Here is a 20,160-nt window from a genome sequence, read left to right as displayed (position 1 = left end):
CAACAATGACTGACTCTGCCGTGCTGGCCCTGACCAAGGATCTGATCAACCGCCCCTCGGTCACTCCCGAAGACGAAGGCTGCCAGGAACTGATGGGCGCGCGCCTCAAAGCCCTGGGCTTCACACTGGAAACCATGGTGTTCGAAGACACCACCAACCTCTGGGCCCGCAAGGGCAGCGAAGGGCCGCTGTTCTGCTTTGCCGGCCATACCGACGTGGTGCCCCCGGGTCCGCTCGACAAGTGGCACACCCCCCCCTTCGACGCCACCGAGATCGACGGCTACCTGCACGGCCGGGGCGCGGCCGACATGAAAGGCTCGCTCGCCGCCATGGTGGTGGCCACCGAGCGTTTCATCGCCCGGCACCCGGATCACAAGGGCTCCATCGCCTTTCTGATCACCAGCGACGAGGAAGGCCCCTTCATCAACGGTACCACCCGGGTGGTGGACACCCTGGAAGCCCGCAACGAGAAGATCACCTGGTGCCTGGTGGGCGAGCCCTCGTCTACCAGTGAGGTGGGCGACGTGGTCAAGAACGGTCGCCGCGGCTCCCTCACCGGCGATCTCGTCGTCAAGGGCGTGCAGGGCCACGTAGCCTACCCGCACCTGGCGGATAATCCGGTACACAAGGCCGCCCCGGCCCTGGCCGAACTGGCCAACACCGTCTGGGACAGGGGCAACGAATTTTTTCCGCCCACCAGCTTCCAGATCGCCAACATCCAGGCCGGCACCGGTGCCTCCAACGTCATTCCCGGTGACATGCAGGTGCAGTTCAACTTCCGTTTCAGCACCGAGCTGGACCAAGACAGGATCCAGGCCAAGGTACACAGCGTGCTCGACGCCCATGGCCTCGACTACGACCTCCACTGGCTGCTCAACGGCAAGCCCTTCCTCACCGACCAGGGCGACCTGCTGGCGGCCACGGTGGCGGCGGTAGAGGCGGTACGCCACCAGCCGCCGGCCCTGCTCACCACCGGCGGTACCTCCGACGGCCGCTTCATCGCCCAGACCGGCGCCCAGGTGATCGAGCTCGGCCCCGTCAACGCCACCATCCACAAGCTCAACGAGTGCGTGAAAATCGCCGATCTGGAGCAGCTTACCGACATGTACCAAGGCATACTGGAGCAGCTGCTGGCATGACGCCCGACGCCCTGCTCGGCCTGACCGACCACCACCTGGTGGCGCTGAAGGAGCCGGGTCACCGGCTGCAACCGCAAGCGGCGGCGGCCTTCGCCGCCCTGCAGGCGGCGGCGGCCGAGGCGGGCTTTGCCCTGACCCCGGCCTCGAGCTTTCGCGGTTTCGACCGCCAGTTGGCGATCTGGAACGGCAAGTTCGAGGGCAGCCGCCCACTGCTGGACGCGGACAGCAAGCCGCTGGATGCCCTCGCCCTGCCAGAGCCGGAGCGCATCCTGGCCATCTTGCGCTGGAGCGCCCTGCCCGGCACCAGCCGCCACCACTGGGGCACGGATCTGGACGTCTACGATCCCGGCCTGCTGCCTCCGGGCGGCAAGCTGCAGTTGGAGCCATGGGAATACCAGGAGGGAGGCTATTTCCACCCCCTGAGTCAGTGGCTCGAAGCCAACATGGGCCGTTTCGGCTTCTACCTGCCCTTCGGCCGGGACGGCGGCGGCGTGGCGATGGAACCCTGGCACCTGAGCTACCGGCCCCTGGCCGGTGCCTGCGCCGCCGCCCTGACCCCGGCCCTGGTGGCCGAGGCCATCCGCGCCCGGCCGGTTGCCGGAAAAACGCATATCCTTAACCTGATGGACGATATTTTCGCCCGCTTTATCCGCCCCACCACCGAGGAGTAAACCATGAGCGTCTGGCTCTGGATCGCCCTGCCCCTGCTGTTCATCGTGGGCATTTTCGTCAGCGCCCTCAAGGACACCAAGCAGATTGAAAAAGTCGTGAAGAAAAATCGCGACAAGATGAAACTGCGCGACTGGGACGACGAGGAAGAAAAGCGCAAGAAGGACGACGACTGGGGGGTGCCCCCGGGCAGCTACCACCCCGACGACAAGGACGACAAGGACGAAAAAAAATAGGGATTGGGGACCGGGGATTATCCAGTTCCCGGCCCCTGCTTCCCCATCCCCGCCGTATCAAAACAATCCCAGTTGCTGCCCGCTCAGGGCATCGAAGCTGAGCCCTGCGAAGGGCAGGATGGCGTCGGCCACCGGCTTCAGCTGGCGATCGATATAATGCTGGTAGTCGATGACCGATTGGCGGTATTCCTCGGGCTCGGGCCCGTTCAGCGTGATAAGGTAACGGATCACCCCCTTCTGCTGGTAACGCAGGGGCAGGCCTCGCCGAGCGTTGTGCTCGTCGGCCAGGCGTGCCGCCCGCACCTGGGGCGGCTGGGATTTCACGTACTGGACCAAGGGCCGGCGCAGCCGCTTGCGATAGACCAGATCCGAGTCCCGCTCTCCGGCCAGGGTCTGGGCCAGGATCAGGCGAATAAAGTCGCTGGGATCCTTGTCCGCAAACACCAATCGGTACAGTTCGGTCTGGAACTGCTGGGCCAGGGGCGTCCAGTCGGAGCGCACCGTTTCCATGCCCTTGAACACCAGCTCGCTCACGCCGTTTTTCAGTTGCATCCCCGCATAGCGTTTCTTCGAACCCTGCTCCCGGCCACGAATGGTAGGCATCAGGAAGCGGGCGAAATAGCTCTCGAACTGCAGCTCCAGAAAACTCTCAAGCCTAAGCTCCCCAGCCAGTTGTTCCCGCCAACCGTCACTGACCAGGACCGCCAGCCGCCGCCCCTCCCGGCTGGCCGAAGCCTCGTCGTGCTCCCCTTCCAACAGCACGAAGACCGAGTCGGTGTCGCCGTAGATCACCTCGTGCCCCTCGCTTTCGATCCAGCGGGCGCTCTGTTGCATGATCTCGTGGCCGCGCAGGGTAATGGACGACGCCAGCCGGGTGTCGAAAAAGCGGCAGCCTCCCGAGCCCAGCACCCCGTAGAAGGAGTTCATCAGGATCTTGATGGCCTGGGAGCGGGGCCCGTCCCGCTCCCGCTTGGCCTGATCCCGCTCCCGCCACAGCCGCTCGATGATGGCGGGCAGGAAGTGGTGACGGCGGGAAAAACGCCCGCCGCGAAAACCGGGAATGGCATCCTCTTCCTCGAGTCCCAGCACCAGGCCGAGGGGATCTATCTTGAAGGTGCGGATGATGGAGGGATAGAGGCTCTTGAAGTCCAGCACCAGCACATGGCGGTAGAGACCGGGGCGGGAGTCCATCACATAACCGCCGGGGCTGGCCAGGCCACCACCCGCCGGCAGGTTGGGAGCCACGAAACCGGCCCGGTGCAGCTGGGGCAGGTAAACCTGGGTGAAAGCGGCGACCGAGCCGCCGACCCGGTCCAGCTCCAGGCCGGTGAGCTGGCTGCGCAGGCGCAGGAAATCGAGCAGCCGGGTATGCTCGAAGATATCCCACACCAGGCGGCAGTCCTCCAGGTTGTAGGCGGCGAGTTTCGGTTTGTTGTGGCGAAAGTCCCGGCTGATGGCCGCCAGCCGGTTGGCCACGTCCTCGGTCTGCTTGCCCCGGCCCAGCAGTTGCCGGGCCACCGACTCCAGGCTGAAGCTGTCGAACTGGTAACAGGCGGTCTTGAGCGCCTCAATGCCGTCGATGGCCACCCGCCCGGGCAGGGTCAGGAATGCCTGGCCGGTCAGGCTCTGCTCCCGCAGGTGGGCGCACTCCCCGCCCCGCCCCAGGCGCAACCGCAGGCCATGGAGGGCAGCCCGCGCCAGCAGGGTACGGAAGTCGAAGCCCACCAGGTTCCAGCCGATGATAATGTCCGGGTCATGGGACTGCAGTTCCTGCTCCAGCGCCCGTAGCAGGGCCGGCTCGCCGGCCAGCCAGCGAATGTCGGTATCGGCGGGCTCCGGCTCGCCTATCATCAGTACCCGGGCGAACTCCTCGCCGTAGAGGCCGATGGAGTAGAGCTCGCCCTGGGCTGAACATTCGATGTCCAGCGACAGCACCCGAAAGCGCGGCTGCCAGTCGGCCGCCTTCAGCCGGACCCCGCCAAACTGACGGTAGCCGTCCCGTCGCTGCTCCCGGCCGACAAAGACCACGCTGCCCCGGATAAAGCGGCTGATAAGGAAGCGCTCGTGCAGGCGAAAGTCGTCCTCGTAGACCGCCACCCCTTCCCGCCGCAGCCATTCCGCCGCCGTCCTGTGCGCCGCAATGGTGGGAAAATAGAGCACCGCCAACGGCTGATGCTCGAAGCTCTGCAGTCCGGGCTCGGCCCACTGGTAGCCGATACCCGCCGCCCCCAGCCGCCGCCCCACCTCTTCCCGGGCCGATACCGGCACCATAAACAGCGGTCTCTCGCCGACCAGCAACAGGCGTACCGGGCCCCGCTCGGTGCAGAGCCAGTAGCAGATTTCGGTGCTCCCCTGGAGGTCCCGGCTATGGCGGCTGAGGATAAAACCCTGCTCTATCTGGTTCATGGCCCCATTATAGAGAAGGACAAGAGGGAATCCTCTCGTTACGGGAGTAAAAAATAAAAAGGGCCTGCCGGCCCTTCAACCCAATGAAAATGGTCCGCCTCAGCGGATCAGATCGGTGCGCTGGAAGGCCTTGCTCAGGGTGGTAGCGAACTCGCCCAGCACCTCGGCCGACACCGGTACCCGGTCCTTGTCGCTCAGGGTAATACTGCTCTGGTTGCCCAGATCGCCGAGCTGGATACGGTATTCCCGCTCGGGAATATCCAGCTTCGGCAGGCCCAGATCACGCCACTTGGAGGCACTCAGGCCGTCATAGTCCACGTCCACATAACCCAGGGCCTGCTGCCGGTTGGTCAACTGGAAGCCCAACTGGGGCAACAGGGTCACCAGCCGCTTCCAGGTACGGTCATAGCCCTCGGCGGCCAGCAGCCGACCCTGGGGTTGGTCCAGCTCCAGGGTGATGGGGCTGCGATCCAGCAGGTTTTGTTGCTGGGTCAGTTCGCGCTGATAGGACAGTGAAAAGGCGTTGAGCATGGAAGCCTCGGCCCGTTGCCGGTCCTGGATCAGGCCCTCGCTGCCCAGCACGTTTACCTGTACCGCCACCGCACGCCGTACCGCATCCGGTACCAGCTGCCAGCGGAACTGCTGGCTGGCATTGCCGATGGGCCGTCCATTGCTCTGCCAGCCCTGGCCGTCACGGCTGGGGTCCGCCCCCTGGGCAGCAAAAAAGGCCTCCAGCGCCTGGCTCAGTTCCTGCTCCAGAGGCTGGTCCAGTCGCTGTTGGTAAAACCATAGTCCGGTCCCGTTGTCCATGATCTCGGCCCCACGCACCAGAGGCAACACTTGGGTAGGTGGGCGAATATCCAGCGCCTTGCCGGTCACCCCGTGTTGGGCACTGTCGGACAGCACCGGCACCACATATTCGTTGTTGAAGGCCGGAGCTTCCAGCCCCGCCGGGATCAGCAGCGGCTGACTTCTCAGGCTTTCCCCTTCATAGTCGAAGCCGCGATTGGCCTGAGCACGGGTTTCCGGGTTGCTGCATCCCGCCAACACACTGATGGCCAGCAGGCCCATTATCATTTTTTTTGAATTCAAAGGTTTATCCACGCCCTATTAACTCCGCTTTAACTAACGCTTCCCTCACCTGTTCCTGCCCCGAAGCGTCCAGGGGGATCAAGGGCAAACGCGGCATTGGTGACTCGATGAGCCCGAGCTCGGCACAGGCCCATTTCACCGGTATGGGATTGGTATCGCAAAACAAACGCTGATGCAGCGGCAACAACCGCCGTTGGATGGACTCCGCCGCCGGCCAGTCTTCGGCCAGGGCCGTCCTGAACAGGGTCGCCATCTCGGCCGCCGCCACATTGGCGGTGACCGAGACCACCCCATGGCCCCCGAGGCGTACGAAATCAAGCGCCAGGTGATCATCGCCGCTGAACAGCAGGAAGTCGTCGCCGCAGCAGGCCTTCAACTGGCTGACTCGCTCGAGCCGACCGCTGGCCTCTTTGATACCGATAACCGGCACAAGTTCCGAAAGTACGGCGACGGTTTCCGGCAACAGATCACAACCGGTCCGACCCGGCACATTGTAGAGGATCTGCGGCAGACCACTGGCCTCGGTAATGGCGGTGTAATGGGCCTTCAGCGCGGCCTGGGACGGCTTGTTGTAGTAAGGCGTGACCGAGAGCCCGGCAGTCACCCCCATCTCCTCCATGGCCCGGCTCAGGCGAATGGCCTGGCGGGTATTGTTGGAGCCACAGCCGCCGATCACCGGAATACGGCCGTCGGCATGTTCCACCACGGCCCGCACTACCTCGAGGTGCTCGGTGGTGGTCAGGGTCGGCGATTCACCGGTGGTGCCCATGGCGGCAATAGCGGCCGTTCCACCAGCCACATGGTAGTCGACCAGTTGGCGCAGGCTGCTGAAATCGATGTCGCCATCCGCCGTCATCGGCGTAATCAATGCCACTATGCTGCCGCTGAACATGACAAATTCCGCTAAGTATCAAGTGTTCGCTATGGTAGTGGCGGCACTGTCGGAATACAAGAGAGGCGCTGGAGACACCCCTAATTTGTGCTACCATGACCGCTCTCTATCCAACTGACCTTTCGGACCGCCGATGACCCATCATCTCGTGGTGACCGCCATAGGCGAAAACAGGCCCGGCATCGTGAACGAAGTGGCACGCCACGTCACCGACTGCGGCTGCAATATCGTCGACAGCCGGCTCGGCATCTTCGGCAATGAGTTCACCTTTATCCTGCTGCTATCCGGCAGCTGGAACCAGATCACCCGACTCGAAACCACGCTGCCCCTGTTCAGCCAGAGCCAGGAGCTCATCACCATGATGAAGCGCACCCAGGTGCTGAGCCAGCCCAGCTACGCCCTGAGCGCCGACGTGGAAATGGTGCTGGCCGACAGACCCGGCATCGTCAACCGCTGCACCCAGTTCTTCAGCGACCGGGGCTGGGATATCCAGGCCATGCAGAGCCAGACCCTGTCCGGTGACGAGTCGGGAAAGTTTCAGGCCCACTTCCAGCTCAACCTTCCGGAGCAACTGGCCGATGGCGAGGCAGAAGACACCTTCGGTCAGTTGTGCCACGAGCTGGAGTGCGAGCGCCACAGTTTTCGCCTTAAACGCAAATAACCCACAGGAAACCGCAGATGACGTATCTCCCAGAAGGCAGCCAGGCACCGGTCTTTACCCTGTCCGACCAGAACAACACCCCGGTCAGCCTAAGCCGGTTTGCCGGCCGCAAGGTGCTGGTGTATTTCTATCCCAAGGCCATGACCCCGGGCTGCAAGGTACAGGCCTGTGGCCTGCGCGACAGTCGGGCCGAACTCGAGCAACGGGGAGTGGTGGTGCTCGGCATCAGCCCGGACCCGGTGGCCCGGCTCAAGAAGTTCGAGGAAAAGGACAACCTCAACTTCATCCTGCTGTCCGACGAGGACCATGCCGTGGCCGACGCCTTCGGGGTCTGGGGGCCGAAGAAATTCATGGGTAAGGAGTATGACGGTATCCACCGCATCAGCTTCCTTATCGACGAAGCGGGCAAGGTGGCCAGGGTGTTCGACAAGTTCAAGACCAAGGATCACCACCAGGTGGTGCTGGCTTACCTGAACCAGGCGTAAGCTGGAAGCAAATGATAAAGGCTGCGAACCCCTTGCCAAGGGGGCGCAGCCTTTTTATCGGGTAAAACCCGGTCACCACTGTTTCCTGCGACTCGATTGGCTTAAAGCTTATGGCTTACCGCTTCCCGCTGCCGTCAAGCGTCCCACCAGCCAGAAGCCGGCCACCATGGCGGCAATGAAGGCACCGGCCTGCCACTGCAGGCTGCCCGCCAGTCCGATGGCCGGCCCGGGGCAGAGCCCCGCCAGCCCCCAGCCGATGCCGAAGACCAGCGCCCCACCGACCAGCCGCGCGTCGATGTTCGGCGCCGATACCCTGGGCAGTTCGGTCCCCAGCACACAACGGCGGTGGCCCTTGCGCCAGATAAAGTAGCCGGGAGCAAACACGGCCAGGGCGCCGCCCATCACCAGTGCCAGGCTGGGATCCCAGTCGCCGAACAGGTTGAGAAAACCCAGCACCTTGACCGGATCTATCATGCCCGAAACCACCAGTCCCAGCCCGAACAGACCGCCGGACAACAACGCAATCAGCATCAGCATGGTCAGCCTCCCAAACCGAGCAGGGTAACGGTGGCGATGCCGGCTGCAATAAACACCAGGGTCGCCACTATGGAACGGGGCGAAAAGCGTCCCATGCCGCAGATACCGTGGCCGCTGGTGCAGCCGTTGCCCAGTCGGGTGCCTATGCCCACCAGCAGGCCGGCCAGCATCAGCTTGAACACGGAAAACCGCTCCAGGGAAGGCACCTCGGCCAGGCCGGTGCCGAACAGGACAAAGGGCACCAGCACCAGGCCGGCGACAAAGGCGATACGCCAACCCTTATCGGGCTGGGTACCGATGCCGGCGACGATGCCGCTGATGCCGGCGATACGGCCGCCCACGATCAGCAGCAGCAGGGCACCTCCACCGATCAGGAAGCCACCCAACAGGGCGGTCCAGGGGGTAAAATTCACTATGGTCATCTCTGCGGCACCTGTAAATTAGCATGCACTAATAATACAACAGCAATTTAAGTTAGCAACATCTAATGTAAAACCTGCCACCCATGTCGCCCCTCGTTATTTACAACACTGTCTCCAGCCGTCAATATGATGCCCTCTCGGCAAGCCTGCACTCACAAGGACCTCAGCATCATGCAGTTGCCCGTATTTCACAGGACTCGGCATCGGTTGTGTTTTTTCAGGCTGGATCCCCAGTTTTTCCTTTACCCGCTGACGCCGCTGCCTCCTGCCGATATCGTCTTGCCCGATCCTCATCAATCCCTGCTCGGCCAGCTCGACGAACCCGACCGCCGGCGATTGGAACAACTGTGTACCTCGGGAACCTCGGCCTGCATCGGCCTGACCATCGGGAATCGACGCTGGCAGTGCTACCTGGCACCCACCGAGCAGAACGGCTGGTTGCTCAGCGCCGAGATGGATCATGTCCGGCATCAGGACGCCCTGGGCCTGATGGAATGGCAGCTACAACAGGCCTGGGGCCAGCAGACCAAACAGCTGCCGATGCAGCTGCCGACACTGATAGATACCCTGGTCACCCAGCTACAGGCAGACAGGATCATACTCTGGCGATATTACCCCGCCGAAGACATGCTGCGCCCCTTGTACAGCCAGGGCCTGCCGTTTCTGTTGCGCCCGATCAGGGCCGAGCGACGCTATTTGCGTACCTTGCAACAACGGGGAGGGCTGAGTTATAGCCACTGTGCCCAACAGCCCCTGCTCAGTGCCTTTGATTACCTGGCTCAGGATGGTATCCAGTACCGGCTGGATGTCCCCTTGCCGGCCGACAAGGACATCGCCGGTTTGATCAGCCTGGAATACAGCCATCCACGCGCACCGGTGACCCCTTCCGACATGCAATTTGTTGCCGCCGTGGCCGGCAAGCTGGTACAGCTGCTTGACCAGCCGGTCGAGCCCGCGTCACCGGACGACCTCGATATCGGCACGCTGACGCCGCTGCTGTGTCGCCACACCGGCCAGGATTTCTTCAATCAACTGATGCTGCAACTGACCACGATCTCTGGTGCCGACATGGCCCTGGTAGGCCTCCAGCACCACCGGCAAGACAAGGTCAGGGTGCTGTCCTGTTATGCCGATGGACAACTCCAGCCTCCATTCAGCTACCATCTCGCCGGCACTCCCTGTACCTTCAGTTACGAATCCGACAAGCACATCTGCATTTACTCCAGCAACGTTGCCGAACAGTTCCCGGAGGACAGCCTGCTGCAGGAAAAAGGCCTACAGGCCTATATCGGCCTGTCGCTGAAAGATGAAGCAGACCAGCCCATGGGCATGCTGGCACTGCTGTTCAGGCACCCCCTGGACGCCAATACTCCACTGCAGTCGTTGCTTGAGCAGCTTGCCCCCAGAGTCCGGGCCGAGTTATTGCGCCGCCGGGATCAGGAAGCGCTGATGGTGGCCGCCGCCGCCTTCGAAACCCAGCAAGGGCTCTTCATCACCGACAACCGGCTGCATATTCAGCAGGCCAACCAGGCTTTCGCCGACATGAGCGGCTATGCACGGGAGGAGCTGGCCGGTTGCTCCATCTTGCGTTTGCGGGCCGACAATCCCCATACCGCTACACTTGACGCCATCGTCCAGGCCATGGAGCAGGACTTCCAGTGGCAGGGCGAGCAGCAGCTGTCACGGGCCGACGGCAGGGAACTGGCGGTGAGCATCCGCATCACCAAAGTACGGGATGGTCTGGGCATCGTGCACTACGTGTGCGGCGTGGAAGATATTTCCGGGCAAAAGGCCGACAAGCAACGTATCGAACGGATGGCCTACTTTGATGATCTCACCGGCCTGCACAACCGGCGTTTCATGGTTGAACATATCGCCCACACGGTGGCCCTGGCCGAGCACGAAGCCAGCCGCGGCGCCTTGCTGCTGCTCGATCTGGACGATTTCAAGAACATCAACGACTCTCTCGGCTATGCCACCGGCGATGCCCTGCTGGTGCAGGTGGGCGAGCGGCTGAGCGCCTTTGCCGAACAGCTGGAGGGCGCCAGCCTGGCACGCATTGCCAGCGACGAATTCGTGCTGCTGTGCCCCAACCTGGGACACGGTTATTCGGCGGCCAAGACCCGAGCCGAACAGTTGGCCAATGCCCTGAATGAGCAATTCCTGCTGCCCTTCCAGCTTGGCAGCCTGCGTCTGCACCTGAGCGCCAGCTTGGGGATAAGCCTGTTCCCGGTGGCCGAGCTGGAGCAGGAGGAATACATGCGCCAGGCCGATACCGCCAACCACATGGCCAAGCGCATCGCCCCCGGCAGCCACGTGTTCTTCAGCCAGGAAATGGCGGACGAGGTGGAAGAACGGCTGCGCCTGTCCAATGCCTTGCAACAGGCGTTGAAAAATCACGAACTGGAGCTCTATTTCCAGCCCCAGTTGGGAGTCCACGATGACCATCAGTTGGGGCTGGAAGCCCTGCTGCGCTGGCTGCCTCCGGGCAGGAAGGCGGTGCCCCCCGGCCATTTTATTCCGGTGGCCGAGGAAACCTCGCTGATCTGCGATATCGGCGACTGGGTGCTGCAGCAGGCCTGTGCCCGTATCCAGGACTGGCAGGCGGAGGGCCTGCTGCCCGGTCGGGTGTCGGTCAATATCAGTGCCCGGCATTTCCACAGCCCGGATTTTGTCACCAAACTCTCGGCCCTGCTGCAGCAATACCCTGCTGGCAAGCACCGACTGACCCTGGAGGTGACCGAAGGGGTGATCATCGGCAACCTGCAGGAAAGCCGGGCCCGCATGTCGCAGATCAAGGCCCTGGGGGTGGGGCTGTCCATCGACGACTTCGGCACCGGCTATTCCTCTTTTGCCTACCTGCGGGAGCTGCCGGTGGACGAGATAAAGCTGGATCGCTCCTTTATCCAGCACATCGACCGCCGTCCCCAGGACAAGGCCATTATCGCCTGCCTGCTGGAGCTGGCCGCCATCCTCAAACTGACGGTGGTGGCGGAAGGGGTGGAGACCGAGCAGCAGCTGGCCAGCCTGGCCGAACTGGGGTGTCCGGCCTACCAGGGCTACCTGCGCGCCCGCCCCATGGCCGAACCCCAGTTGCGGGCCTGGCTGGCAGGGCAAGGCTAGGGCCGGCTCGGCACCCGAAGACGCGGCGCGCGACACCCGTTTTCGCCGCCGCTTCCCTCCGGCAGGTTGAAGTCCGGGCATAAAAAAACCGGCTGCAGCAGCCGGTTTTTTACAGGATGGGGAAAAGCTTAGGCCAGCAGGGCCTTGGCCTTTTCCACCACGTTGTCGACACTGAAGCCAAACAGCTTGAACAGATCCCCGGCCGGGGCCGATTCACCGAAACTGTGCATGCCGATGATGTCGCCACCGAAGCCCACGTACTTGTACCAGTAGTCGGCGATACCGGCTTCCACCGCCAGGCGCTTGGTGACGGCGGCGGGCAGCACACTTTCCTTGTAGTCAGCGGACTGGGCGTCGAACAGATTGGTACAGGGCAGGGACACCACCCGTACCGCACGGCCTTCGGCGTTCAGTTGCTCACAGGCAGCCACCGCCAGTTCCACTTCGGAGCCGGTGGCGATAATGATGAGCTCGGGGGTGCCGGCGCAGTCCTTCAGCACATAGCCGCCCTTGGCCACGTCGGCCAGTTGGGCCTCGGTACGCTCCATCTGCCCCAGGTTCTGGCGGGAGAAGATGAGGGCGGTCGGACCGTCCTGGCGTTCGATGGCGTGTTTCCAGGCCACGGCGGACTCCACTTGGTCACAGGGGCGCCAGGTGCTCATGTTGGGGGTCAGGCGCAAGGAGGCAATTTGCTCCACCGGCTGGTGGGTCGGGCCGTCTTCGCCCAGGCCGATGCTGTCGTGGGTGTAGACGAAGATAGAGCGTTGCTTCATCAGGGCCGCCATGCGCACCGCGTTGCGGGCGTATTCCACGAACATCAGGAAGGTGCCGCCGTAAGGCACGAAACCGCCGTGCAGGGCGATGCCGTTCATGATGGCGCTCATGCCGAACTCGCGCACCCCGTAGTGCAGGTAGTTGCCGCTGGCGTCTTCCGCGCTGATGGGTTGGGAGCCCTTGTGCATGGTCAGGTTGGAGGGGGCCAGGTCGGCACTGCCGCCGAGCAGTTCGGGCAGGATGGTGCCGTAGGCGTCCAGGGCGTTCTGGGAGGCCTTGCGGGTGGCGATCTTGGCCGGATTGGCCTGCAGGGTCTTGATGAAATCGGCGCTCTGGGCGGCCCAATCCGCGGGCAACTCGCCGTTCAGGCGGCGTTGCAACTCGGCCGCCAGTTCCGGATGGGCGGCGGCGTAGGCGGCGAACTGGTCGTTCCAGCCGGCTTCGGCGGCCTGGCCCTTGGCCTTGGCGTCCCAGTCGGCGTAAACGTCGGCAGGAATGTCGAAGGGCGCGTGGCTCCAGCCCAGTTGCTCGCGGGTGGCGGCGATTTCCGCATCGCCCAGGGGCGCGCCGTGGCAGTCGTGGCTACCGGCCTTGTTGGGGGAGCCGAAGCCGATCACCGTCTTGCAGCAGATAAGTGTCGGACGGGAAGTATCGGCGCGGGCGGCGTCGATGGCGGCGGCCACGGCGGCGCTGTCATGGCCGTCTACCGCCGGGATCACCTGCCAGCCGTAGGCTTCGAAACGCTTGGGCGTATCGTCGCTGAACCAGCCGTCGACATGACCGTCGATGGAGATGCCGTTGTCGTCCCAGAAGGCGATAAGCTTGCCCAGGCCCAAGGTGCCCGCCAGGGAGCAGGCTTCATGGGAGATGCCTTCCATCAGGCAACCGTCACCCAGGAAAGTATAGGTATGGTGATCCACTACCTCATGGCCGGGACGGTTGAACTGGGCGGCCAGCGCCTTTTCGGCAATGGCCATGCCCACCGCATTGGTGATGCCCTGGCCCAGAGGACCGGTGGTGGTTTCCACACCCGGGGCGTAGCCGTACTCGGGGTGGCCCGGGGTCTTGGAATGCAGTTGGCGGAATTGCTTGAGATCGTCGATGGACAGCTCGTAGCCGGTCAGGTGCAGCAGGGAGTACAGCAGCATGGAGCCGTGGCCGTTGGACAGGATAAAACGGTCGCGGTCGGCCCAATTGGGGTTGGTGGGGTTGTGCTTCAAATAGTCACGCCACAACACCTCGGCGATATCCGCCATGCCCATGGGGGCTCCGGGGTGGCCAGAATTGGCTTTCTGCACCGCATCCATACTCAATGCGCGCACGGCATTGGCCAGCACTTGACGAGAAGGCATCGACATCTCCTGAGAACATTTACATGTAGGGTTAATAAAACGGCGGTATTGTCCCAAAGACTGCCGGAGGGCGCAAATCTATTCTCCCGCCCGGGGGCGCCGGACCGCCCTCTTTTCACTGGGATGGCACGACTTTTTGCTGGCAATCAGAGGTATGGCTCACTAGAATAGCCATCCAGATGTTAATACCGCTATGTTGGCGGTACTATAACAGCAGCAGATTAATTCAAGTTTAGGAACCGAAGCATAATGGCCAGACTGTTTACCTCCGAGTCCGTATCCGAAGGTCATCCGGACAAAATTGCCGACCAGATCTCCGACGCGGTGCTCGACGCCATCATCAGGCAGGATCCCAAGGCACGGGTCGCCTGTGAAACCTACGTTAAGACCGGCATGGTGATCGTGGGTGGCGAGATCTCCACCAGCGCCTGGGTCGACATCGAAGAGCTGGCGCGCCGCACCGTGCGCGATATCGGTTATACCAGCTCCGACATGGGCTTCGACGGTGACAGCTGTGCCGTGCTCAACGCCATCGGTAAACAGTCCCCGGATATCGCCATGGGCGTGGACAGGGCCGACCCTTACGAGCAGGGCGCCGGCGACCAGGGCCTGATGTTCGGTTACGCCTCCAACGAAACCGAAGTACTGATGCCCGCCCCCATCACCTATGCCCACCGGCTGGTCAAGCGCCAGGCCCATGTGCGCAAGGCCAAGGAGCTTCCCTGGCTGCGCCCGGACGCCAAGTCCCAGGTGACCTTCGTCTATGAAGACGGCAAACCGGTAGCCATCGACGCCGTGGTGCTGTCCACCCAGCACGGTCCGGACATCGACCAGGCCACCCTGCGCGAAGCGGTGATGGAGCTTATCATCAAGCCGGTCCTGCCCGCCGAGTGGCTGACCAGCAAGACCAAGTACTTCATCAACCCCACCGGCCAGTTCATCATCGGCGGCCCCATGGGCGACTGCGGCCTGACCGGACGCAAGATCATCGTCGATACCTACGGCGGCATGGCCCGTCACGGCGGCGGCGCCTTCTCCGGCAAGGATCCGTCCAAGGTGGACCGCTCCGCCGCCTACGCCGCCCGCTACGTGGCCAAGAACATCGTCGCCGCCGGCCTGGCCGATCGCTGTGAAATCCAGGTGTCCTACGCCATCGGCGTGGCCGAACCCACCTCCATCAGCGTGGAAACCTTCGGCACCGGCAAGGTCTCCGAGGAGCTGATCGACCAGTTGGTACGCCAGCACTTCGACCTGCGCCCCTATGGCCTGATCCAGATGCTGGACCTGAACCGGCCCATCTACCAAGCCACCGCCGCCTACGGTCACTTCGGCCGGGAGGAGTTCCCTTGGGAAGCCACCGACAAAGCCGAGCTGCTGCGCGACGCCGCCGGCCTCAAGTAACCATCAAGGGGAAGCGCGAGCTTCCCCTTTGTTGATCCGCCTACATCGCCATGAGCCAACCCAGTGACGCCCTGTGCCAGCAGGTCCGGGACAGAGTAACCCAGTGCCTGGCCCTGGCCGGGCAACGGCTGGGACAATCCTTCCCCCCGCCCCGGGTGCGCTTCGATCAACGCGGCCGCATCGCCGGCTCCGCCTGGCTGGAGCGCTGGGAGCTGCGTTTCAACCCGGTGTTGCTGGCCGATAACGAAGCCGACTTTCTCACCGAAATCGTGCCCCATGAAGTGGCCCACCTGGTGGTGTTTCAGCGCTTCGGCAAGGTCCGGCCCCATGGCGCCGAGTGGCAGGCCGTGATGCGCGAGGTCTTCGGACTCGAGCCGCGTACCCGCCACCGCTTGAATACCGCCAAGGTAGCCCCCACCTTCTCTTACGACTGCGGCTGTCGCCTGCATCGGCTGAGCCTGCGCCGTCACAACAGCATCCGCCGCGGCAAGCAGCGCTACCTGTGCATGCATTGCGGCCAGTTGCTGAAACCCCATCCCCCCACCAGAAGGAAAGCCCCATGATCAAGATTGGCGATCACCTGCCCGAGCAGGAATTCACCTTTATTGCCGATACCGGCAAGACGACCGCCACCAGTGCCGAACTGTTCGGCGGCAAGAAGGTGGTGATCTTTGCCGTGCCCGGCGCCTTTACTCCCACCTGCTCCAACGCCCACCTGCCCGGCTTCGTGGTGCTGGCCGACCAGTTCAAGGACAAGGGCGTAGAGCTGTACTGCCTGTCGGTCAACGACGCCTTCGTGATGCGCGCCTGGCAGCAGGCCCAGAATGCCGGCGCCATCTCCATGCTGGCCGACGGTGCCGGCCGGTTCACCCAGGCCCTTGGACTGGCCAAGGATACCGGCGACTTCGGCGGCCTGCGCGCCCAGCGTTTCGCCCTGGTGGCCGATAACGGCGTGGTTACCGCCCTGCAGGTGGAAGCCCCGGGCAAATTCGAGGTATCTTCCGCCGAGGCCATGCTGAAATTAGTGTGAGCAAAACCGGGGCTGGGAGCCTGGGACTGTCCCCGGCTCCCAGCTCCCACAATCACTACCGCGCCCTTTCCCCCGCCCCGCCCCGAATGGTAAGCTTGCCCCGCTGTTACATAACCAAACAATAACGAGTCGTGCGCTATTTTATTCTGTTACTGGGCTTAAGCTCCTGGCTGGCTTATGCCGATGTTTTGTCTTTCAGCCAGGCCAAACGGGTGGCAACCCAGCTCTATGAACACCATCCGGTTTCCTTTTACTGCGGTTGTGAAATCAAGCGGGAAGGCAAGAAACTGGTGCCGGACCTGGGCAGCTGTGGCTATCAGATACGCAAGCAGCAGGTCCGGGCCAGCCGCATCGAGTGGGAGCACATCGTGCCCGCCTGGGAGTTCGGTCACCAGCGCCAGTGCTGGCAGCAGGGTGGACGCAAGAACTGCACCCGCAGCGACCCGCTGTTCAACCGGATGGAAGGTGATCTGCACAACCTGGTGCCGGCCGTGGGCGAAGTCAATGGCGATCGCTCCAACTATCGCTTTTCCGAATGGAATGGCCGGCCCGATCAATACGGCCAGTGCCAGATGCTGGTCGATTTCAAGGACCGCCGGGCCCAGCCGCCGGCCGAAAGCCGGGGCGCCATCGCCCGGACTTATCTGTATATGCAGCAAGCATATCGGCTGCACATTGCCCGGCAGCAGCTGCAGCTGTTTGAAGCCTGGAACCGCCAGTACCCGGCCAGTGACTGGGAATGCGAGCGGGATCATCGCATCGGCGAGGTTCAGGGCAACCGCAACCCCTTTGTGAAGGAGCAGTGCGAACACTATGCGTATTCCCCGAATCCATGAACCCCAGCCCCTCGGCAAGGGCCTTGAGCTGTTGCTGTCGGAAGACGCGGCCAACCACGTGGGGCGGGTTCTGCGCATGCAGCCCGGCCAACCCCTGGTGCTGTTCAACGGTGAAGGCGGCCAGTACGACGCCGAGATAGTTCGGGCAGACAAGAAGTCGGTCCAGGTACGCGTCGGTCACTTCAGCGCCATCGAAACCGAGTCGCCCCTGCATTTCCATCTGGGACAGGTCATCAGCCGGGGGGACAAGATGGACTTTACCATCCAGAAGTCGGTGGAGCTGGGGGTCAATGTGATCACTCCGCTGTTTTCCAGCCGTTGCGGGGTCAAGCTCAGCGGCGAACGGCTGGACAAGAAAGTCCAGCAATGGCAGAAAATTGCCATCGCCGCCTGCGAGCAATGCGGCCGCAACCGTATCCCCGAAATCCGCCCGGCAGTCCACCTTGAACAATGGTTGGTGGAAAACAGCCATGAACTCAAACTGAATCTGCATCCCAGGGCGCAATTCAGCGTCAACCGCTTGCCGTCACCCGAGCACGGCGTTAGGCTGCTGGTGGGGCCCGAGGGCGGCCTGTCGGACGACGAAATCGCCCTCGCCCGCGCTCAGGGCTTTGTGGATATCCTGCTCGGCCCCCGGGTACTTCGCACCGAAACCGCCGCCCTGACCGCCATCACCGCCCTGCAATGCCGCTTTGGAGATCTTGCATGACCATCAAATTGGGAATAGTGATGGACCCCATCCGGTCCATCAACATCAAGAAAGACAGCAGTTTCGCCATGCTGCTGGAAGCCCAGCGCCGGGGCTATGAGCTGTGGTATATGGAAATGAGCGATCTCAGCCTGCTGCAGGGGGAAGCCTTTGGCAGCATGTCGCCCCTGTCGGTCAAGGAGGACACCGCCGCCTGGTTTACCCTGGGAGACGCCGAGCATCGCCCGCTGAGCTCGCTGGACGTGATCCTGATGCGCAAGGATCCGCCGTTCGACACCGAATATATCTACGCCACCTACCTGCTGGAACGGGCAGAGGAAGAAGGCACCCTGATCGTCAACAAGCCCCAGAGCCTGCGTGACGCCAACGAAAAGCTTTACACCGCCTGGTTCTCCGAGTTTACCCCGACCACCCTGGTGACCCGCAAGGCCAGTGATATCCGCGCCTTCCACGGCGAGCACAAGGACATCATCCTCAAGCCCCTGGACGGCATGGGCGGGGCTTCCATCTTCCGGGTGAAGGAAGATGATCCCAATCTCGGCGTTATCATCGAAACCCTGACCGAGCATGGCCACCGCTACTGCATGGTGCAAACCTATCAGCCGGCCATCAAGGACGGCGACAAACGGGTGCTGGTGGTGGACGGCGAGCCGGTGCCCTATTGCCTGGCCCGTATTCCCCAGGGCGGTGAAACCCGTGGCAACCTGGCTGCAGGCGGCCGGGGTGAGGCCAGGCCCCTGAGCGACAGTGACCGGCACATCGCCGAGGCCCTGGGTCCGGTACTCAAGGCCAAGGGCCTTATCTTCGTGGGGCTCGACATCATCGGTGATAAACTGACCGAGGTGAATGTGACCAGCCCCACCTGCATACGGGAAATCGAAGCGGCCTTTCCGGTGAATATTACCGGTATGCTGATGGATGCCATCGAAAAACGGCTATCCTGACATAAGGCCCCTGAACCACCACGGCCGGATCCGTCCGGCCGTCCACATCAATACCGAGAAGCCATGGATTCACTGCAACATCATTTCCTGATCGCCATGCCCAGCCTGAAAGACCCCTTCTTTGCCGGCTCCGTCACCTATGTCTGTGAACATAACGACGAAGGGGCCATGGGGCTGGTGATCAATATCCCCATCGACATGAAAGTGCATGAGCTGCTGCACCAGTTGGAGCTGGAGCCGGAAGACAGCCCGGCGCTCGACCGGCCGGTGCTACAGGGCGGGCCGGTAGCGGCGGATCGGGGCTTCGTACTGCACAGCCCGGTCGAGGGCTTCAGTTCCAGCCAGCACCTGGCGGACGATCTGATGATCACCACTTCCCGCGATGTACTGGAGGTGCTGGGCACCGAGCAGCAGCCGGAGCACTACCTGGTGGCCCTGGGCTATGCCGGCTGGACACCGGGCCAGCTGGAGCAGGAACTGGTAGAGAACAGCTGGCTGACCATTCCCGCCGACACCGCCCTTATCTTCGACACCCCCCTGGCCCAGCGTTGGCACCAGGCCATAGGACGCCTGGGAGTGGACTCCCGCCAGCTTTCCTCCCAGGTAGGCCACGCATGAGCCGGACCCTGTTCGGCTTCGACTACGGCCTGAAGAGCATCGGTGTGGCTGTGGGCCAGGAGCTCACCGCCACCGCCCGCCCCCTGGTGGCGCTGAAGGCCAATGACGGTATACCCGACTGGAGCCAGGTGGAAAAGCTGCTCAAGGAGTGGCAACCGGCGCTGCTGGTGGTGGGTCTACCCCTCAATATGGACGGTACCGAGCAGGACATCAGCCGGCGGGCACGCAAGTTCGCCAACCGGCTGCACGGCCGCTTCGGCCTGCCCGTGGAGCTGCAGGATGAACGCCTCACCACCACCGATGCCCGCGCCCGGCTATTCGAGGCCGGCGGCTACAAGGCCCTGGGCAAGGACGCGGTGGACGCAGTTTCGGCCCAGTTGATCCTCGAGTCCTGGATGGAAACTCGCTGAGTCCAGGTCATAAAAATCGGCCATAAAAAAAACCCCGCTTGCGCGGGGTTTTTTAGGTTTCAGATCACCGTGAGGTAATCAGAGCACCTGAATCTGTGACGCCTGCGGACCCTTGGCACCCTGTGACGGGGTGTAGGATACCTGCTGACCTTCGGCCAGGGTTTTAAAGCCGCTGCCGACGATTTCAGAGAAATGGGCAAACAAATCTTTGCTGCCGTCAGCGGGAGTAATAAAACCAAAACCTTTTGCTTCGTTGAACCATTTTACGGTGCCGTTAGCCATTTTTCTTACCTTTATTTAAATGATGAGCCATGCTCGAAAACGCAACAAAAATCAAATAAGGGAAGCTTGGTGACTGATGAACCGTAAGGAACCAACAATATACAAAGGCCGCGCTAACTTGAGAATCTTGCTGAGGTGCACT

At 62.6% G+C, this 20,160-nt stretch carries 21 protein-coding genes; 14 read left to right on the top strand and 7 right to left on the bottom strand.

Annotated elements, in window-relative coordinates; genetic code table 11:
- The first annotated feature begins 5 nt into the window (after positions 1 to 5).
- Genes dapE through ACEVBK_RS06625 form a run of 3 tightly spaced genes read left to right on the top strand, consistent with a single transcriptional unit; the run spans position 6 to position 2,044 of the window.
- Positions 6 to 1,139 carry a succinyl-diaminopimelate desuccinylase gene (dapE, locus tag ACEVBK_RS06635; RefSeq protein WP_375057809.1) on the top strand — a complete coding sequence of 378 codons (1,134 nt, stop codon included), beginning with the start codon at positions 6 to 8 and terminating at the stop codon, positions 1,137 to 1,139.
- Positions 1,136 to 1,810: a M15 family metallopeptidase gene (locus ACEVBK_RS06630; protein ID WP_375057808.1), complete on the top strand. Its 675-nt coding sequence runs from the start codon at positions 1,136 to 1,138 to the stop codon at positions 1,808 to 1,810. Before dapE ends, ACEVBK_RS06630 begins: the two co-directional genes overlap by 4 nt.
- A 3-nt stretch (positions 1,811 to 1,813) precedes the next feature.
- Complete coding sequence (locus tag ACEVBK_RS06625) at positions 1,814 to 2,044, top strand: hypothetical protein (RefSeq protein WP_375057807.1); 231 nt, start codon at positions 1,814 to 1,816, stop codon at positions 2,042 to 2,044.
- Positions 2,045 to 2,101: 57 nt separating this feature from the next.
- On the opposite strand, the gene ACEVBK_RS06620 is transcribed toward ACEVBK_RS06625, so the two are convergent.
- The 3 genes from ACEVBK_RS06620 to dapA form a co-directional block, all read right to left on the bottom strand.
- Positions 2,102 to 4,450: a DNA polymerase II gene (locus ACEVBK_RS06620; protein ID WP_375057806.1), complete on the bottom strand. Its 2,349-nt coding sequence runs from the start codon at positions 4,448 to 4,450 to the stop codon at positions 2,102 to 2,104.
- Positions 4,451 to 4,549: 99 nt separating this feature from the next.
- Entirely contained in the window at positions 4,550 to 5,542 is a 993-nt protein-coding gene (bamC, locus tag ACEVBK_RS06615; protein ID WP_375057805.1) for an outer membrane protein assembly factor BamC, read from the bottom strand.
- A 4-nt stretch (positions 5,543 to 5,546) separates the two neighbouring features.
- Positions 5,547 to 6,434, bottom strand: coding sequence for a 4-hydroxy-tetrahydrodipicolinate synthase (gene dapA, locus ACEVBK_RS06610; RefSeq protein ID WP_375057804.1), 888 nt, complete (start codon positions 6,432 to 6,434; stop codon positions 5,547 to 5,549).
- 133 nt (positions 6,435 to 6,567) lie between these two features.
- Here dapA and ACEVBK_RS06605 point away from each other — a divergent pair, with 133 nt between their 5' ends.
- Positions 6,568 to 7,095 carry a glycine cleavage system protein R gene (locus ACEVBK_RS06605; RefSeq protein WP_375057803.1) on the top strand — a complete coding sequence of 176 codons (528 nt, stop codon included), beginning with the start codon at positions 6,568 to 6,570 and terminating at the stop codon, positions 7,093 to 7,095.
- A gap of 17 nt (positions 7,096 to 7,112) precedes the next feature.
- Positions 7,113 to 7,580 (top strand): thioredoxin-dependent thiol peroxidase, encoded by a 468-nt coding sequence (gene bcp / locus ACEVBK_RS06600; protein ID WP_375057802.1) that lies wholly within the window; start codon positions 7,113 to 7,115, stop codon positions 7,578 to 7,580.
- Positions 7,581 to 7,688: 108 nt separating this feature from the next.
- Here bcp and ACEVBK_RS06595 read toward each other — a convergent pair whose 3' ends face one another.
- Both ACEVBK_RS06595 and ACEVBK_RS06590 read right to left on the bottom strand, forming a co-directional pair.
- Positions 7,689 to 8,117 carry a DUF6691 family protein gene (locus tag ACEVBK_RS06595; protein ID WP_375057801.1) on the bottom strand — a complete coding sequence of 143 codons (429 nt, stop codon included), beginning with the start codon at positions 8,115 to 8,117 and terminating at the stop codon, positions 7,689 to 7,691.
- A gap of 2 nt (positions 8,118 to 8,119) precedes the next feature.
- Positions 8,120 to 8,539 carry a YeeE/YedE family protein gene (locus ACEVBK_RS06590; RefSeq protein WP_375057800.1) on the bottom strand — a complete coding sequence of 140 codons (420 nt, stop codon included), beginning with the start codon at positions 8,537 to 8,539 and terminating at the stop codon, positions 8,120 to 8,122.
- A 171-nt stretch (positions 8,540 to 8,710) separates the two neighbouring features.
- On the opposite strand from ACEVBK_RS06590, the gene ACEVBK_RS06585 reads away from it, so the two are divergent.
- Positions 8,711 to 11,662 (top strand): EAL domain-containing protein, encoded by a 2,952-nt coding sequence (locus ACEVBK_RS06585; RefSeq protein WP_375057799.1) that lies wholly within the window; start codon positions 8,711 to 8,713, stop codon positions 11,660 to 11,662.
- 128 nt (positions 11,663 to 11,790) lie between these two features.
- On the opposite strand, the gene tkt is transcribed toward ACEVBK_RS06585, so the two are convergent.
- Complete coding sequence (tkt, locus tag ACEVBK_RS06580; protein WP_375057798.1) at positions 11,791 to 13,788, bottom strand: transketolase; 1,998 nt, start codon at positions 13,786 to 13,788, stop codon at positions 11,791 to 11,793.
- Between the two features lie 249 nt (positions 13,789 to 14,037).
- Between tkt and metK the strand changes: the two genes are divergently transcribed.
- The 8 genes from metK to ruvX all read left to right on the top strand — a co-directional run bounded on the left by metK (position 14,038) and on the right by ruvX (position 19,736).
- Positions 14,038 to 15,189 carry a methionine adenosyltransferase gene (metK, locus tag ACEVBK_RS06575; protein WP_375057797.1) on the top strand — a complete coding sequence of 384 codons (1,152 nt, stop codon included), beginning with the start codon at positions 14,038 to 14,040 and terminating at the stop codon, positions 15,187 to 15,189.
- Between the two features lie 50 nt (positions 15,190 to 15,239).
- On the top strand, positions 15,240 to 15,752 hold the full coding sequence (locus tag ACEVBK_RS06570; protein ID WP_375057796.1) for a SprT family zinc-dependent metalloprotease: 513 nt from the start codon (positions 15,240 to 15,242) through the stop codon (positions 15,750 to 15,752).
- Positions 15,749 to 16,219 (top strand): peroxiredoxin, encoded by a 471-nt coding sequence (locus tag ACEVBK_RS06565; protein ID WP_375057795.1) that lies wholly within the window; start codon positions 15,749 to 15,751, stop codon positions 16,217 to 16,219. The genes ACEVBK_RS06570 and ACEVBK_RS06565 overlap by 4 nt, the downstream gene beginning before the upstream one ends.
- 131 nt (positions 16,220 to 16,350) lie before the next feature.
- Complete coding sequence (locus ACEVBK_RS06560; RefSeq protein ID WP_375057794.1) at positions 16,351 to 17,055, top strand: endonuclease; 705 nt, start codon at positions 16,351 to 16,353, stop codon at positions 17,053 to 17,055.
- Complete coding sequence (gene rsmE, locus ACEVBK_RS06555; RefSeq protein WP_375057793.1) at positions 17,033 to 17,764, top strand: 16S rRNA (uracil(1498)-N(3))-methyltransferase; 732 nt, start codon at positions 17,033 to 17,035, stop codon at positions 17,762 to 17,764. Before ACEVBK_RS06560 ends, rsmE begins: the two co-directional genes overlap by 23 nt.
- Positions 17,761 to 18,708, top strand: a complete 948-nt coding sequence (gshB, locus tag ACEVBK_RS06550; RefSeq protein ID WP_375057792.1) for a glutathione synthase — start codon at positions 17,761 to 17,763, stop codon at positions 18,706 to 18,708. The genes rsmE and gshB overlap by 4 nt, the downstream gene beginning before the upstream one ends.
- A gap of 63 nt (positions 18,709 to 18,771) precedes the next feature.
- Positions 18,772 to 19,326, top strand: coding sequence for a YqgE/AlgH family protein (locus ACEVBK_RS06545; RefSeq protein ID WP_375057791.1), 555 nt, complete (start codon positions 18,772 to 18,774; stop codon positions 19,324 to 19,326).
- Positions 19,323 to 19,736 carry a Holliday junction resolvase RuvX gene (gene ruvX / locus ACEVBK_RS06540; RefSeq protein ID WP_375057790.1) on the top strand — a complete coding sequence of 138 codons (414 nt, stop codon included), beginning with the start codon at positions 19,323 to 19,325 and terminating at the stop codon, positions 19,734 to 19,736. Before ACEVBK_RS06545 ends, ruvX begins: the two co-directional genes overlap by 4 nt.
- A 78-nt stretch (positions 19,737 to 19,814) precedes the next feature.
- Here the strand turns inward: ruvX and ACEVBK_RS06535 are convergent, their stop codons facing one another.
- Positions 19,815 to 20,018: a cold-shock protein gene (locus ACEVBK_RS06535; protein WP_094038042.1), complete on the bottom strand. Its 204-nt coding sequence runs from the start codon at positions 20,016 to 20,018 to the stop codon at positions 19,815 to 19,817.
- Positions 20,019 to 20,160 lie beyond the last annotated feature (142 nt).

The organism is Zobellella sp. DQSA1 (assembly GCF_041950555.1).
Lineage (GTDB): Bacteria > Pseudomonadota > Gammaproteobacteria > Enterobacterales > Aeromonadaceae > Oceanimonas.
Note: the sequence above shows the minus strand (reverse complement) of the source record. Positions and strands in the feature narration are given on the sequence as shown.

What these genes read in the sequence shown, in the direction of transcription:
- dapE (WP_375057809.1), top strand. Translation starts at nt 6, where the DNA reads ATGACTGACTCTGCCGTGCTGGCCCTGACCAAGGATCTGATCAACCGC.
- ACEVBK_RS06630 (WP_375057808.1), top strand. Translation starts at nt 1,136, where the DNA reads ATGACGCCCGACGCCCTGCTCGGCCTGACCGACCACCACCTGGTGGCG.
- ACEVBK_RS06625 (WP_375057807.1), top strand. Translation starts at nt 1,814, where the DNA reads ATGAGCGTCTGGCTCTGGATCGCCCTGCCCCTGCTGTTCATCGTGGGC.
- ACEVBK_RS06620 (WP_375057806.1), bottom strand. Translation starts at nt 4,450, where the DNA reads ATGAACCAGATAGAGCAGGGTTTTATCCTCAGCCGCCATAGCCGGGAC.
- dapA (WP_375057804.1), bottom strand. Translation starts at nt 6,434, where the DNA reads ATGTTCAGCGGCAGCATAGTGGCATTGATTACGCCGATGACGGCGGAT.
- ACEVBK_RS06605 (WP_375057803.1), top strand. Translation starts at nt 6,568, where the DNA reads ATGACCCATCATCTCGTGGTGACCGCCATAGGCGAAAACAGGCCCGGC.
- bcp (WP_375057802.1), top strand. Translation starts at nt 7,113, where the DNA reads ATGACGTATCTCCCAGAAGGCAGCCAGGCACCGGTCTTTACCCTGTCC.
- ACEVBK_RS06595 (WP_375057801.1), bottom strand. Translation starts at nt 8,117, where the DNA reads ATGCTGATGCTGATTGCGTTGTTGTCCGGCGGTCTGTTCGGGCTGGGA.
- ACEVBK_RS06590 (WP_375057800.1), bottom strand. Translation starts at nt 8,539, where the DNA reads ATGACCATAGTGAATTTTACCCCCTGGACCGCCCTGTTGGGTGGCTTC.
- ACEVBK_RS06585 (WP_375057799.1), top strand. Translation starts at nt 8,711, where the DNA reads ATGCAGTTGCCCGTATTTCACAGGACTCGGCATCGGTTGTGTTTTTTC.
- tkt (WP_375057798.1), bottom strand. Translation starts at nt 13,788, where the DNA reads ATGCCTTCTCGTCAAGTGCTGGCCAATGCCGTGCGCGCATTGAGTATG.
- metK (WP_375057797.1), top strand. Translation starts at nt 14,038, where the DNA reads ATGGCCAGACTGTTTACCTCCGAGTCCGTATCCGAAGGTCATCCGGAC.
- ACEVBK_RS06570 (WP_375057796.1), top strand. Translation starts at nt 15,240, where the DNA reads ATGAGCCAACCCAGTGACGCCCTGTGCCAGCAGGTCCGGGACAGAGTA.
- ACEVBK_RS06565 (WP_375057795.1), top strand. Translation starts at nt 15,749, where the DNA reads ATGATCAAGATTGGCGATCACCTGCCCGAGCAGGAATTCACCTTTATT.
- rsmE (WP_375057793.1), top strand. Translation starts at nt 17,033, where the DNA reads ATGCGTATTCCCCGAATCCATGAACCCCAGCCCCTCGGCAAGGGCCTT.
- gshB (WP_375057792.1), top strand. Translation starts at nt 17,761, where the DNA reads ATGACCATCAAATTGGGAATAGTGATGGACCCCATCCGGTCCATCAAC.
- ACEVBK_RS06545 (WP_375057791.1), top strand. Translation starts at nt 18,772, where the DNA reads ATGGATTCACTGCAACATCATTTCCTGATCGCCATGCCCAGCCTGAAA.
- ruvX (WP_375057790.1), top strand. Translation starts at nt 19,323, where the DNA reads ATGAGCCGGACCCTGTTCGGCTTCGACTACGGCCTGAAGAGCATCGGT.
- ACEVBK_RS06535 (WP_094038042.1), bottom strand. Translation starts at nt 20,018, where the DNA reads ATGGCTAACGGCACCGTAAAATGGTTCAACGAAGCAAAAGGTTTTGGT.